This is a genomic window from Rhodococcus sp. (in: high G+C Gram-positive bacteria), from assembly GCF_049299235.1.
Lineage (GTDB): Bacteria > Actinomycetota > Actinomycetes > Mycobacteriales > Mycobacteriaceae > Rhodococcus.
Genome location: NZ_JBAQXC010000076.1, coordinates 15,473 through 28,761, shown reverse-complemented (window position 1 = coordinate 28,761; position 13,289 = coordinate 15,473). Strand labels below are relative to the sequence as shown.

The 13,289-nt window shown below is 65.2% G+C and carries 13 protein-coding genes and 1 tRNA gene; 7 read left to right on the top strand and 7 right to left on the bottom strand.

All coding sequences use genetic code 11. The features are described from left to right. Positions 1–10: 10 nt before the first annotated feature. The 4 genes from WAX14_RS04245 to WAX14_RS04230 all read right to left on the bottom strand — a co-directional run bounded on the left by WAX14_RS04245 (position 11) and on the right by WAX14_RS04230 (position 3,741). Complete coding sequence (locus WAX14_RS04245) at positions 11–1,093, bottom strand: AI-2E family transporter (RefSeq protein ID WP_422626842.1); 1,083 nt, start codon at positions 1,091–1,093, stop codon at positions 11–13. 99 nt (positions 1,094–1,192) lie between these two features. Then, positions 1,193–1,269: transfer RNA gene (locus tag WAX14_RS04240), tRNA-Met, on the bottom strand. Next, on the bottom strand, positions 1,247–2,023 hold the full coding sequence (locus tag WAX14_RS04235; protein WP_422626841.1) for a FadR/GntR family transcriptional regulator: 777 nt from the start codon (positions 2,021–2,023) through the stop codon (positions 1,247–1,249). Before WAX14_RS04235 ends, WAX14_RS04240 begins: the two co-directional genes overlap by 23 nt. A gap of 50 nt (positions 2,024–2,073) precedes the next feature. Then, positions 2,074–3,741, bottom strand: a complete 1,668-nt coding sequence (locus WAX14_RS04230) for an L-lactate permease (RefSeq protein WP_422626840.1) — start codon at positions 3,739–3,741, stop codon at positions 2,074–2,076. A gap of 189 nt (positions 3,742–3,930) precedes the next feature. On the opposite strand from WAX14_RS04230, the gene WAX14_RS04225 reads away from it, so the two are divergent. The 6 genes from WAX14_RS04225 (at position 3,931) to WAX14_RS04200 (ending at position 10,177) form a co-directional block, all read left to right on the top strand. Next, positions 3,931–4,683, top strand: coding sequence for a (Fe-S)-binding protein (locus WAX14_RS04225; RefSeq protein ID WP_422626839.1), 753 nt, complete (start codon positions 3,931–3,933; stop codon positions 4,681–4,683). Continuing rightward, positions 4,680–6,191 (top strand): LutB/LldF family L-lactate oxidation iron-sulfur protein, encoded by a 1,512-nt coding sequence (locus WAX14_RS04220; protein WP_422626838.1) that lies wholly within the window; start codon positions 4,680–4,682, stop codon positions 6,189–6,191. Before WAX14_RS04225 ends, WAX14_RS04220 begins: the two co-directional genes overlap by 4 nt. Next, on the top strand, positions 6,188–6,811 hold the full coding sequence (locus WAX14_RS04215; RefSeq protein WP_422626837.1) for a LutC/YkgG family protein: 624 nt from the start codon (positions 6,188–6,190) through the stop codon (positions 6,809–6,811). Before WAX14_RS04220 ends, WAX14_RS04215 begins: the two co-directional genes overlap by 4 nt. Before the next feature lie 197 nt (positions 6,812–7,008). After that, the gene (locus tag WAX14_RS04210; protein ID WP_422626836.1) at positions 7,009–7,923 is read left to right on the top strand and encodes a polyphosphate polymerase domain-containing protein; all 915 of its coding nucleotides are present in this window, start codon (positions 7,009–7,011) and stop codon (positions 7,921–7,923) included. 47 nt (positions 7,924–7,970) lie between these two features. Then, entirely contained in the window at positions 7,971–8,648 is a 678-nt protein-coding gene (locus WAX14_RS04205; RefSeq protein ID WP_422626835.1) for a DUF4956 domain-containing protein, read from the top strand. Next, entirely contained in the window at positions 8,648–10,177 is a 1,530-nt protein-coding gene (locus WAX14_RS04200; RefSeq protein WP_422626834.1) for a CotH kinase family protein, read from the top strand. Before WAX14_RS04205 ends, WAX14_RS04200 begins: the two co-directional genes overlap by 1 nt. A 16-nt stretch (positions 10,178–10,193) precedes the next feature. On the opposite strand, the gene WAX14_RS04195 is transcribed toward WAX14_RS04200, so the two are convergent. The 3 genes from WAX14_RS04195 to WAX14_RS04185 all read right to left on the bottom strand — a co-directional run bounded on the left by WAX14_RS04195 (position 10,194) and on the right by WAX14_RS04185 (position 11,994). Further along, positions 10,194–10,814, bottom strand: a complete 621-nt coding sequence (locus WAX14_RS04195) for an LON peptidase substrate-binding domain-containing protein (protein WP_422626833.1) — start codon at positions 10,812–10,814, stop codon at positions 10,194–10,196. A 7-nt stretch (positions 10,815–10,821) separates the two neighbouring features. Then, a complete protein-coding gene (locus tag WAX14_RS04190) occupies positions 10,822–11,295 on the bottom strand; it encodes a DUF309 domain-containing protein (RefSeq protein WP_422626832.1) in 474 nt (157 codons plus the stop codon). A gap of 96 nt (positions 11,296–11,391) precedes the next feature. Beyond that, positions 11,392–11,994 (bottom strand): TetR/AcrR family transcriptional regulator, encoded by a 603-nt coding sequence (locus WAX14_RS04185; RefSeq protein WP_422626831.1) that lies wholly within the window; start codon positions 11,992–11,994, stop codon positions 11,392–11,394. 104 nt (positions 11,995–12,098) lie between these two features. Here WAX14_RS04185 and WAX14_RS04180 point away from each other — a divergent pair, with 104 nt between their 5' ends. Beyond that, positions 12,099–13,244 carry an acyl-CoA dehydrogenase family protein gene (locus tag WAX14_RS04180; RefSeq protein ID WP_422626830.1) on the top strand — a complete coding sequence of 382 codons (1,146 nt, stop codon included), beginning with the start codon at positions 12,099–12,101 and terminating at the stop codon, positions 13,242–13,244. Positions 13,245–13,289: the final 45 nt, after the last annotated feature.

Here is a 13,289-nt window from a genome sequence, read left to right as displayed (position 1 = left end):
GGCACACGGGTCACTCGTCACCTACGAGTTCGTAACGGCGACCGTATGTTTCGACGATCGACTGCAGAACTGCCACGACGGGCACGGACACGAGTGCGCCCATCGCACCGAAGAGAGATGCGCCCACGATCACGGAACCGAATGCGACTGCCGGGTGGATCGACACGGTTTGCGATGTGATGCGTGGGTGCAGTACGTAGTTCTCGATCTGCTGATAGGCGGTTCCGAACACCACCACCCACAGTCCGTCGATGGGTTCGTTGGCGGCCGCGATGATCGCGGGCAGTCCGATCGCCAGGTAGGTCCCCAAGGTCGGGACGAACTGGGAGACGATGCCCGTCCACAACGCCAGCGGCAGCCAGTACGGTACGCCGATCGCCATCAGGAAGATACCGGTGACGATGGCGCTGATCGCGCCGAGAATCAGGCGTGAGACGACGTAGCCGCCCGCCTTCTCGACCGAGATTTCCCACACCGTGGCGATGATCTGTTGCTGCCGGGCGGGAAACCAACTTGCGATGTGCCTGCGCATTTGCGGCCCTTGTGCCGACATGTAGAACACGAACAGCAGCATCGTCATTGCCTGGAACACCACGCCGACCACCGACGATACGACCCCGAGCACGCCGGGCGTGAATCGCGCCGCGAGATCTTTGATGGTGTCCGGGGTGAGGTGGAGCAGGTCGTCGCCGGTCGAGAACTTCGTGTCGAATGTGCGGTTGGACCAATCGGTGACCGTTGTGATCGCGTCGGGTAGTGCCTTGAGCAACTGTCCGAGCTGTTCGGCGAGCAGGGCGCCGAACAGGGCGACGAACCCGATCAGGAACGCCAGGAGACCGAACAACACCAGCCCGGTCGCGGCACCGCGCCGCATCCCGAACCGGTCGAGCCGGTCGACGACCGGTTCGATGGTGATGCTCAGCAACCACGCCAGGAACAGCAGCCCGAGAAAGTCGCGCAGGTTGAAGAACAGCCAGCCGGAGAGCTGATAGGCCGCGACGGCGAGCAGGATGTACACGATTGCTGGCCGCAACCAGCGCGGTGCCGCGTTGCGCCGACGGGCCGGTGGATCGTGCGGTTCGTCCTCGCTCATCGCGCCCTCCCGTCGACGGCCTGTGCCAGGTTGCTCACCGCGGAATCTACCCCGGGATCAACGAAACCGGCCCGGACTCGTGTGAGTCCGGGCCGGTGTTGGTAGCGGGGACAGGATTTGAACCTGCGACCTCTGGGTTATGAGCCCAGCGAGCTACCGAGCTGCTCCACCCCGCGTTGCATCAACCACGCTACAGCATGTCGGCGGAAGCTCCGAATCGGGGGTGTCGGGGCGCCCCAGACTCTCGGCGTAGTAGCCGCGAATATGGTCGACGATACGGGTATGTGCAAGGCTGACGTCGCCGATACGGACGGCGTCGATGAGACCACGATGTTCGTGTCGCAGCCGGGCGCACGTGGTCGGCCATGCGTCGAGCGGAGCACCGGCAAGCACATAGTTCTCGATCGAGTCACGCAACCCGGTCATCGTCGTGGCGATGACCGGGTTGCCGGCTGCCTCGGCCAATGCGATGTGAAAACGAGCGTCGAGCACCAGGAACTCGTGCGCGGGTAGTGCCGAGTCGTCCATGACGTCGAGGAGTTGTTCGGCGAGCGACAGGTCCGGGGTGGGCGCGAGGGTGGCGAGGGAACGCAACACCTCGGTCTCGAGGACCAGACGTGTTCGCACCACATCCGCGACCGGAAAGCTTTGCGCCGCAACCTGTAGACGCATGAAGGTCGATATCCCACCCGTCGGGCGCGACACGATCATCGCGCCCGACGAAGGGCCGGAACCGGTCTGTGCGGTGAGCAATCCGAGTGCTTCCAGGACACGCAGTGCCTCCCGGACCGAGGAGCGGCCCACCCCGAGGTCGGCGGCGAGGACGCGTTCGCCGGGCAGCCGCTGGCCGGGAACGAGCTGCCCCGAAACAAGTTGCTGTTCGAGGTGGTTCAACACGAGCTCCCAGGCACGCGGTTCGGACTGCGACATGGTTCGAGCTTACGTCGTGTTCCGAACGGACAATTCCGGCCCGTCTCGGCCTACGGAAGCATCCACGACAACACCGGTGTCGACTGCAGATAGACCAGGATGCACAGCAGCACGAGCATGCCGATGCTGTATCCGACCACCTTGCGCAGCAAGACGGGTTCGCTACCCGGCCGGTCGACGGCGGTCGCCGCGATCGTGAGGTTCTGCGGGCTGATGAGTTTACCGACGACACCGCCGGAGGTGTTGGCCGCGACGAGCAAGGTCGGGTCGATGCCCGCCGCCTGGCCCGCGGACTGCTGTAGCCGCGCGAACAGCGCGTTCGCGGACGTGTCCGATCCGGTGACCGCGGTACCGAGCCAGCCGAGGATCGGCGACAGGAACGCGAAGAGGGCGCCGGTGCCGGCAAGCCACGTGCCGATCGCGACGGTCTGCCCGGAATGATTCATCACATATGCCAAGCCGAGCACCGTTGCCACCGTGGCGATGGGAAGTCGCATCTTCCACAGTGTTTCACCGAACGTGGTGATCGTGCTGCCGATCGTCATCGGGAATCGCCCGTGGTCGGTGAACACCGTGTAGACGACTCCGACGATGAGCCCCGAGAGCAGCAACAGCGTTCCCGGATTCGACAACGGTTGCAGGGTGTAGATCGCACCGGTCGACGGGGCGCCGCTCTCGGTGAGCAAGTTTCCGTACAGTCCAGGCCATTCGATCTTGATGTCGGTGTCCGCCAGCCACTTCGGTACATCGACACCGAGCGTCCAGAGCTTGGCGATACCGAAGACGACGATGACGAGCAGGTAGGGGAACAGTGCCATCGCGGTGCGGGTCGCGCCGATCGGTTCCGGGGTGGCTTGCGATAGTTGTTCGTCCGGGGTGACCGGCTTCCAGAACTGCAGCATGGTGACGGCCACCGCGAGGCCGACCAGGGAGGCGACGACATCGGTGAGTTCGTACGAGAAGTGGCTCGAGCACCAGAACTGCGCGAGAGCGAACGCGATGCCGGTGGCCAGGGCAACCGGCCAGACCTGCCGGACACCGCGCCTGCCGTCGACGAGGAACAGCAGCAACAGTGGCACGAACCAGGCCAGGACCGGAGTCTGCCTGCCCACGACCGCCGCGATTTCCGTCGCCGGAATTCCGGTGAGGTTGCCCGCGGTGGTGATCGGAATTGCCATGGCACCAAAGGCAACCGGAGCCGTGTTGGCGACGAGGACGGTGACGGCGGCCCGGATCGGTGGCATACCGATGGCGATGAGCATCGCGCCGGTGATCGCGACCGGGGCGCCGAACCCTGCCAGGGCCTCGAGCATGCCGCCGAAACAGAACGCGATGAGCATCGCCTGGATGCGGATGTCGCCCCGGCCGATCGAGCTGAACACTTGGCGCAGATCCTCGAAACGACCGCTGACAACGGTGATTTCGTAGAACCAGATGGCTGTCACCACGATCCACATCACCGGGAACAGACCGAACGTGATGCCTTGCAGCGCGGACAGACCGGCCAGGGGTGCGGGCATCCCGAACGCCGCGATCGCGACGACGAGTGCGGCGGCGAGTGCGCCGAGGCCGGAATACCAGGCCTTGAGTTTGAGTCCCGCCAGCAGGACGAAGAACGTCAACAGCGGGATCATGCCCACCAGGGCGGTCGCGGTGAGGTTGTCCGCGACGGCCGTGGTCGACGGGATATATGTCACCGCCAGCAGTTCGGTTTCCACGTGAAACTCCCCGAGTTGCGGCCGCGGATCACGGCACGATCTGTGGTCAGACCACAGGACCGTACATCATGACCGCCGTCACAGTCGAATGAATCGGTGACTCGCCATCGGTGTGGCAGAACAGGTGACGCGCCGCACCGACGATGAGGTACTGTGGTCTGACCACATAGACCCGATGCGGAGATCCACATGCGAATCGCCCTGTTCGCGACGTGCCTCGGGGACACGATGTTCCCGAATGCCGTCTCGGCCACTGCCCTGCTCCTCGCCCGGCTCGGACACGACGTCGTCTTCCCCGACGGCCAAACCTGCTGCGGCCAGATGCACGTCAACACCGGATACCAACCCGACGCACTGCCGCTCGTCGAGAACTATGCCGAGAACTTCGGTGACACCTCGATCGACGCCGTCGTCGCGCCGTCCGGGTCCTGCGTCGGCTCCGTTCGTCACCAGCACGAGATCGTCGCCTCCCGCTACGGCTCGGCAACACTGTGCGGGCGCGTCGACACCGTGAAGGCGAAAACGTACGAGCTGTCCGAATTTCTCGTCGACGTCCTCGGCATCACCGATGTGGGCGCGTACTTCCCGCATCGGGTCACCTATCACCCCACCTGCCATTCGCTGCGCATGCTCCGCGTCGGCGACAAGCCGCTGCAACTACTACGCGCGGTTCGCGAGATCGACCTCGTCGAATTGCCGGAAGCAGACTCCTGCTGCGGGTTCGGTGGCACCTTCGCGATCAAGAACGCCGACACCTCCACCGCGATGCTCTCCGACAAATTGCGCAACATCGCGACCACCGGGGCCGAATACTGCACCGCGGGCGACTCCTCGTGCCTCATGCACATCGGCGGCGGGATGTCGCGGCTCAAGACCGGGGGCCGCACCCTGCACGTCGCGGAGATCCTCGCCTCCGTCGAAGCCCCGGTGGTGACCGCATGAGCGCCACCGCACTCGGAACGCCGACCGTCCCGCCCCGCGGCTCCGGGAACCTGCGCGGCGTCGAGACATTCCCGGCCGCCGCGCATCATGAACTCGCCGACAGCCAATTGCGCCGCAACATCGGTAAAGCCACCCACACCATCCGGGCCAAGCGGCTGCGCGTGACCGAGGAAGTGCCCGACTGGCAGGCATTGCGCGACACCGGTTCCGCCGTCAAGTCGGATGTGCTCGCCCGCCTACCGGAACTGCTCGAGCAACTCGAAGCCGCAGTCACCGCGCGCGGCGGTATCGTGCACTGGGCCGCCGACGCCGACGAGGCGAACGCCCTCGTCGCCCGGCTCGTACGCGGCACCGGATCCGATGAGGTCGTCAAGATCAAATCGATGGCCACTCAGGAGATCGGGCTCAACGAGTACCTCGAAGCGCAGGGCATCACCGCGCACGAGACGGACCTGGCCGAACTCATCGTCCAACTCGGCCACGACACCCCCTCGCACATCCTGGTCCCGGCGATCCACCGCAACCGTTCCGAGATCCGCGAAATCTTCCTGCGTGAAATGCCGGATGTCGACCCAGATCTCGACGACAATCCCGCGCATCTCGCCGAAGCGGCGCGAAAGTTCCTGCGCCACAAGTTCATGACCGTTCCCGTTGCGGTCTCGGGCGCAAACTTCGGGATCGCCGACACCGGCACCCTCGCCGTCGTCGAATCCGAGGGTAACGGCCGCATGTGCCTGACCCTGCCGCAGACCCTCATCACCGTCATGGGCATCGAAAAGCTGCTGCCCACCTACCGCGACCTCGAAGTGTTCCTGCAATTGCTGCCCCGGTCGTCGACCGGTGAGCGGATGAACCCGTACACGTCGATGTGGACGGGGATCACACCCGGCGACGGACCGCAGGAGTTCCACCTGATCCTGCTCGACAACGGCCGCACCGCCGCGCTCGCCGACTCGGTGGGACGTGAAGCTTTGCACTGCATTCGGTGCTCCGCATGTTTGAACGTATGCCCCGTCTACGAACGCACCGGTGGCCACGCCTACGGTTCGACGTATCCGGGCCCGATCGGCGCGATCCTCACCCCGCAACTCGCGGGGATGGCCGAACCCGGCGACCCGAACGCCACGCTGCCGTTCGCGTCGAGCCTGTGCGGGGCGTGCTTCGATGCCTGCCCCGTCAAAATCGACATCCCGTCGCTGCTCGTCGAATTGCGCCACCAGAAGGTCGAGCAGACGGGACGCAGCGTCGAGGCCGCAGCGATGAAAGCGGCGGCACTGGCGATGTCGTCGTCCCGGCGATGGACGGCGGCGCAGAAGGTCGCCGGCCTCGGCGGCCGGATCGTCGCGGGGAAGAAGGGCACGATCTCCGCCCTCCCCGGTCCGCTCGGCGGCTGGACCGCCGCCCGCGACATCCCGGCACCGCCGAAACAGACGTTCCGGCAGTGGTGGAATTCCGAGGAAGGTCGCGCGGCGATCGCCGATGCACGACGGGAAGGCGACGGACGGTGAATGCACGCGAAGTGGTGCTCGGACGGATCCGAGACGCCCTGACCTTGGCGCCGCCGACGCCGGTGGCGATCCCCCGCGACTACCGCACCGGCCGCACCCTGCCCGACGACGAACGCTACGACCTGTTCGCCGACCGACTGCTCGACTACAAGGCACAGGTGCACCGCTGTTCCGCGGCGGAGCTGCCGACGGTGCTGGCCCGGGTCCTCGCCGACCGCTCCGTCACGCGCGTGGGTGTTCCTGCGGGCCTCGATAACTCGTGGCTGACGGTATTCGACGGTGAGATCGTCGTGGACTCGGCCGATGTTCCGGCCCCGGAATTGGAAGCACTCGACGGTGTGGTGACCGCATCGACGGTGTCGTGCGCGGAGACCGGCACGATCTTCCTCGACGGTAGCGCCGACCAGGGGCGGCGGGCCCTGACCCTCGTGCCGGACCTGCATGTGTGCGTGGTGCGTCTGGACACCGTTGAAGTCGGTGTGCCGGAAGCACTTGCGCGGCTCGTCCCGGAGCGACCCACCACGCTGATCAGTGGACCGTCCGCGACCTCGGACATCGAACTCGAACGGGTGGAGGGTGTGCACGGACCGCGGACCCTCGAGGTCGTGATCGTCGGCTGACACGGCTGACACGGCTGACCCGGCTGTCCAGCGCATCCCCCTGTGCAGATTGCACTGGGGGATGCGCATGCCTGGCGACCGCTCGCCGATCGACTCACAGATGATTGCCAGCTTCATTCCAGGTACCCGGAAACCTCACCGGTTGTACTGGTGACGTTCACCTGTTCGTTGCCGATCAGCCGGGAGTTGTCGTCGCCATGCACCTCATCGATCGATTCCGCAAGCGTACGCCGCTGCCCGACCGAACCGACGTGGACGCAGGCGACCCGCCCCGGGCCGGCTACCAGCAGACGGCGAGCACGTTGCACGCCTTCAACCGGTACGAGATCAAATACTTCGTCGACGAGTTGAAGGTCCCGGAGTTGCGCGCCGAACTCGCCGCCCGGATGGACACCGACCCGTTCTCGCCGCACGGTGGATATCCGGTGACCTCGCTCTACTACGACACCGCGGATCTCCGCTTCTACTGGGAGAAGATCGAGGGCCTGAAGTTTCGGCGCAAACTCCGGATGCGGCTGTACGGCGACCCCGGCGACTGCACCGACGACACCTCGGTGCAGATCGAGATCAAACAGCGCGTCAACCGGGTCACCCAGAAGCGGCGTATCGCGCTGCCCTACGGGGTGGCGCGGCGGTGGCTCGACGGCCGCGACGAGATCGAATGCGATCCCACGCAACGACCGTTCGTGAACGAGGTGACCACCCTGATCGGAAATCTCGACCTGCGTCCCATTGTCACGACGGGTTATCTGCGGGAGGCATTCGTCGGCCGAGAGGCCGATGTCGGTCTGCGGGTGACGATCGATCACAAGGTGCACGGCCGCGACCGCGACTTCCATTTCGCGTCCGGCGCCGACAACCGATTCATCATCCCGCCGAAGCTGGCGATCGTCGAACTCAAGGCGAACGAGCGGGTTCCGTACTGGGCAACGGATCTGACCGCACGGCTGAACATGTCGGTGATCCGGGTGTCGAAGTACTGCCAATCGGTGGAGGCCTTCGGGCTGGCACCGCGGTCGCGCACCGGAGCACCCGAACCGATCCGGTCGGGCGGCTTCGGTAACCGCGCTCCGGAAGAGCTCCTCGTCGACCCCGTCTCGGCCGTGGGTTGATCACGAACGCAGCATTTTTCGCAGAAATCTAGACAACGAGGACATACATGAATTTCGATCTTCAGGACCTCAGTGGGACGTTCTCGACATTCGACATCATCGTGTCGCTGTCGTTGGCGTTCGTGCTGTCCGCCGTCATCGGCTGGGTCTACCGGTACACACACAAAAACGTCTCGTACAGCCAGTCCTACGTGCAGACGCTGGTGATGGTCGGCATGATCATCGCGCTGATCATGCTCGTCGTGGGTTCGAACATCGCCCGGGCGTTCGCGCTCGTCGGCGCACTATCGGTCGTACGATTCCGCAACGCCATCAAGGAAACCCGTGATGTCGGGTTCATCTTCCTGGTGATGGCGATCGGCATGACCACCGGCACCCGGTTCTACATCCTCGCGATCGCCGCGACCGTCGCGATCTGCCTCGTGTTGCTCGTCATGAACAAGTTCAACTGGTTCAAGCTCGACGTGCAGCGCCAGGTCGTGAAGGTACAGGTGCCGCCGGAGCCGGAGTTCGACGCACTCGTCGAGGATGTGCTCATCCGGTACTGCACGGAATTCGAGTTGGTCTCCACCGAATCCGTCCGTTCGGGGGTGTTGAACGAGTTGTACTACACGGCGCAGTTGCGTAAGGGCAAGAAGTCGTCCGAGCTGATCGCGGCGTTGAGTGCGGTCAACACCGGGCAGCGCGTGACGGTCCTGACCGGATACGACCAGACGGACATCTGATGATCGAGAAGAACACTGCCGGCGAGCCCCGACCGCGGCGTCGGCTCGAACATCGGATCCCGACGTCGCTACGTCAGCATTGGAAGCTGCTGGTGGTGTTCTTCGCCTTCGTCACGGTCATGGCGACAGTGTTCGGTTCCGCCCGGATTCGCCCCTACATCACCGGAGACACCTCGGTCATCGTGTCGGAGATCACCGACAACATCGCCGGTACCGTCGATCTGTTCGACAGTTCGGTGCAGCACGAGGTGTCACTCGACATGTCCGATGCCGAATACGACGATATGATCACCACTTTCCAAACCACCGGCGAAAAGAAATGGGTCATAGCAGATCTCACGATCGACGGCACGTTCGTCAACGACGTGGCCGTGCGGCTCAAAGGCAACTCGACCCTGATGGGTGTGCGCGGCGACGACGCCGTGCCGGGGGGATCGGGTTTTGAGCCCCCGGCGGGCATGGAATTGCCCGAAGGCGTCGAGATCCCCGACGATTTCGATCCGGCGGCAATGCCGGGTAGAGGTCCCGGTGGCGGAGGCGGCATGATGTCGTCGGCTACCGCGGACGATCCGACGTCGCTGCCGCTGCTCATCAGCTTCGACGAGAACGCGTCCGGCCGCGCCTATCAGGGCATGACCGAGCTCTCCGTCCGCCCGGGGACGCCGGTGCTGAACGAGGCGATGGCGTTGTCGCTCACCGGCGAAACAGGCCAACCCACACAGCGATACGCGTACACGGTGTACTCGATCAACGACAGTGCCACCGCGACGCGTCTGCTGCTCGAGCATCCCGACGACGGCTACGCCAACTCGATGTTCGACAGTGCCGGTTATCTCTACAAGGCGGACGCGAGTTCGCGTTTCGAGTACATCGACGACGACCAGTCGTCCTACTCCGATCAGTTCAAGCAGATCAACGCCGTCGGCAGCGGCACCCTGCAGCCGATCGTCAACTTCCTGAAGTGGATGGACACCGCGAGCGACGAGGAATTCGACGAGCAGCTGGCCGACTGGGTGGATGTCGATTCGTTCGCCCGCTATGTCGCGACGCAGAACCTGATCGTCAACGGTGACGACATGAGCGGACCCGGCCAGAACTACTACCTCTGGTACGACCTGGAGACCGAGAAGTTCACGATCGTCTCGTGGGACCTGAACATGGCGATGCAGGGCGATACGGGCGCCGGACCGAACGATTCGGTCGGGATGATGGGAGGCGCCGGCGGTCCGGGCACGGGACCGGGCGCGAACGGCACCGACGGTGGCCCGCAAGGAATGCGGGCGGGCAATCCACTGAAGACCAGATTCCTCGAATCCGATGCGTTCACCGCCGCATACGAGAGCGCGTACTGGGACCTGTTCGAGCAGATGTACGGCAGCGGCCGGGCCACCGCGCTGCTGGACGAAATCGCCGCGACCGTCCCGGTCACGGACGGGCTCACCGCCGACACGTTGCAGACGAACGTCGATGCGATGAAGGCATGGATAGATCAGCGCGCGGCGGCACTCGACACCGTGCGACAACGGTGAGCGCCAGGGAGGGCCGTCAACGCTCCTTCAATCGCCATTCGGCGACATCGATGGCGGTGGCGATCGTCTCGGCGAGCACGGTCAGTCGTTCGTCCGGTCCCGGTGCGGACAGCAATGCGAGTTTGTCGGCCGCACCCATCGGCACCCACCGCGACAGCGCATACAGGCGGGCACCCGGGTCGTCGGGCAGATCGTCCGCGCGCGGCGGCGTCATGTCGTTCTCGGCGAGCCGGTCGAGCAGTCCGTACAGTTTCCCGAACATGCTGGACAGCGCCGACAGGTCCGTGCCGTCGGACGGGCTGTCGGGCCACGGTTCGATGTCGGCACGCGGGTACGGATCGTCGGGCAGCCAGCGCGTGATCCTGATGCGTTCCTCGGCGAGGCAGTCGAGCCGATGGTGTCCGCCGCCGAGTTCGTCGTCGACGACGATCCGCGCGACCGTCCCGATGTCGTGCCGCACGTCGCCGCCCCCGACCTCGCGTCCGCGTGCGATGAGAACCACCCCGAAGCGGGGGCCGTCGGGCGCGGCCAGGCAGTCGGCGACGAGTTGCCGGTAGCGGGGTTCGAACACGTGCAGGGGCAGATGCTCGCCGGGCAGCAGCACTGTTCCGAGCGGGAACATCGGCAGGATCGACATCACCGCATCATGGCATCCGCAGCCGCGGAACGGGTGGTTCGGGAATGGGGTCGCCGCGACCGATTTCGGTGAGCAGATGGTCGGCCCACGCGGACAGACCGTCGATGTCGAGGCCGTGCGGGGGCGCGTCCTCGTAGTGCCGCACCCGCGCCCGGCCCTGCCGCAGCAGTGATGCGGCGCCGGCCGGGTTTCCGCGTAGCAGGTGGGTGAGTCCGACGGCGAGTTGCGCGAGCCCCTGCCACAGGGTGCGTTCTTCGGGTGGCGCGGACTTCCAGGACCCTTCGAACACTTCGTGTGCGTGGAACGGGAGGCCGTGATCGAGCAGTCGTTGGGCTTCGGTGATCGCTTCGTCGGGTGGCAGGTCGAGGTCGTCGGGGACGGGTTCGACACCCGGTTCGCCGTAGGGGAGCGGCCGGCCCAGCGCATCGCGGGGCCGGGCATTCTTCGGTTTGCCGTCAAGGTCCCGGTCGCGTTCGGTCATGTCGTCGACACTACGCCCGGACATCCGCGCGCCGAGGTGACATCCGCGCGCGGGACGCCGTCGGCGGTTGTCCAGTGTCTGTGTAGATTTCGTCGTTCAGCGCACGGCGCCGACGAGGCGCAGTGCGAGATCGGCGTAGAGCGCGCCGATGGATTCGGGGTCCTGGTAGCGGCCCGACGGATACCAGCGGCAGATGTCGACGCACAGCGACATGAGCGCGAGGGTGACGCCCTCGGCGTCGGGCACGGTGAACTCGCCGGTGGCCAGACCGGCGTCGACGACGTCGCGAACCACCTGGGTGGTGCGCCGGCGCAGGCCGGTGATGACGCGGTAGTGCTCGGGGGTCAGTGCGGTGAGTTCGTATTGGACGACGCGGGCGCGCCGGTGGTGCTGCGCCTGCCATTCCGCGAAACGCCGAATGATGGTGCTGAGGCGGGTGGTGGCGTCTGCGTCGGGGACGTCGGCGTCCTGCGTGACCTGTAGCGCGAGGTCGTGGCCGTCGTAGCTGATCGCGAAGAGCAGTTCTTCCTTCGACTTGTAGTGCGGGTACATCGCGGCCGGGCTCATGTCGAGGCGCGCGGCGATCTGCCGGGTGGTGGTGCCGCCGTATCCGTGTTCCGCGAATACGTCGATCGCGGCTTCGCGCAGGCGGGCCGCGGCCTTGGATCCGCTGATCACGGTGTCTCTCGGTGTGCTCACGGTCAACCTCTCTGCGTTGCCTTCGGTTGACAACCTGCCGTATCGAGTACACCATAAGCAAGCGCTTAGATTATAAGCGGATGCTTAGATTAGGAGCGGTGGAAATGCGACGCACCCTGTACGGTCCCGACCACGAGGCGTTCCGCGAGTCGGCTCGCGAATTCGTCAACCGGTTCGTGATGCCCCGCGCCGAGGAACTCATCGAACGCCACGAGATTCCCCGCGACATCTGGATCGAAGCCGGCAAGGCCGGTTTCCTCGGGCTCGAGATCCCCGAGCGCTTCGGCGGTATGGAAGCGGGCGACTACCGGTTCAACGCCGTCCTCGCCGAGGAGTTCGCCCGCGCAAACATGGCGCTGTCGTCGTCGCTCGGCATTCACTCCGACATCACCGTGCCGTACATCGTGCACCTCGGTAACGAGGAACAGCGCGAACGCTGGCTGCCGCGGTGTGTCACCGGCGAACTCATCTGCGCGATCGGCATGACCGAACCGTCCGGCGGCTCGGACCTGGCCAAGCTCAAGACCACCGCGGTGCGCGACGGCGACGACTGGATCCTCAACGGCGCGAAAACTTTCATCACCAACGGCTACAACTGCGACCTCGTGGTCGTCGCGGCCCGCACCGACCCGGCGAAGGGCGCCAAGGGCATTTCGCTGCTCGTCGTCGAGCGCGGCATGGACGGTTTCGAGAACGGTCGCAAGCTCGACAAGGTCGGTCAACCCGAGGCCGACACCGCCGAACTGTTCTTCAAGGACGTCCGTGTCCCGGGCAAGAACCTCCTCGGCGAAGAAGGCATGGGCTTCATCTCGATGATGAAGCTGCTCCCGCAGGAGCGCCTCGGTTCCGCCGTCAACAACGTGCACCACGCCAAGCAGATCCTGCTCGAGACGCTCGAGTACGCCAAGGAGCGCAAGGCGTTCGGTCAGGCCATCGGCACCATGCAGTACAACAAGTTCCTGCTGGCCGAGCTCGTCACCAAGATCGAGGTCGCCGAGGCGTATGTCGACCAGGCCGTCGAAGCCCACGCGGACGGCGAGCTCAGCGCCGTCGACGCGGCCAAAGCCAAGTGGTGGACGGCGCAGACCCAGTCCGAGGTTCTCGACGCCTGCGTGCAGATCCACGGCGGCTACGGGTACATGAACGAGTACCGCGTCGCCCGCGCCTGGAGGGACGCCCGCGTCACCAAGATCTGGGCCGGTACGAACGAGATCATGAAGGAACTCATCGGCCGCGATCTCGGCCTGTAGGCACCGGACCGTATTCTCCGACGTGTCACATACCACCAGAAGGAG

Bases quoted from the DNA above. Each gene is read 5' to 3' on its own strand.
- WAX14_RS04190 (WP_422626832.1), bottom strand. From the start codon at position 11,295: ATGACCGAACGCGACCGGGACCTTGACGGCAAACCGAAGAATGCCCGG.
- WAX14_RS04195 (WP_422626833.1), bottom strand. From the start codon at position 10,814: ATGTCGATCCTGCCGATGTTCCCGCTCGGAACAGTGCTGCTGCCCGGC.
- WAX14_RS04225 (WP_422626839.1), top strand. From the start codon at position 3,931: ATGCGAATCGCCCTGTTCGCGACGTGCCTCGGGGACACGATGTTCCCG.
- WAX14_RS04200 (WP_422626834.1), top strand. From the start codon at position 8,648: ATGATCGAGAAGAACACTGCCGGCGAGCCCCGACCGCGGCGTCGGCTC.
- WAX14_RS04210 (WP_422626836.1), top strand. From the start codon at position 7,009: ATGCACCTCATCGATCGATTCCGCAAGCGTACGCCGCTGCCCGACCGA.
- WAX14_RS04245 (WP_422626842.1), bottom strand. From the start codon at position 1,093: ATGAGCGAGGACGAACCGCACGATCCACCGGCCCGTCGGCGCAACGCG.
- WAX14_RS04180 (WP_422626830.1), top strand. From the start codon at position 12,099: ATGCGACGCACCCTGTACGGTCCCGACCACGAGGCGTTCCGCGAGTCG.
- WAX14_RS04220 (WP_422626838.1), top strand. From the start codon at position 4,680: ATGAGCGCCACCGCACTCGGAACGCCGACCGTCCCGCCCCGCGGCTCC.
- WAX14_RS04205 (WP_422626835.1), top strand. From the start codon at position 7,971: ATGAATTTCGATCTTCAGGACCTCAGTGGGACGTTCTCGACATTCGAC.
- WAX14_RS04235 (WP_422626841.1), bottom strand. From the start codon at position 2,023: ATGTCGCAGTCCGAACCGCGTGCCTGGGAGCTCGTGTTGAACCACCTC.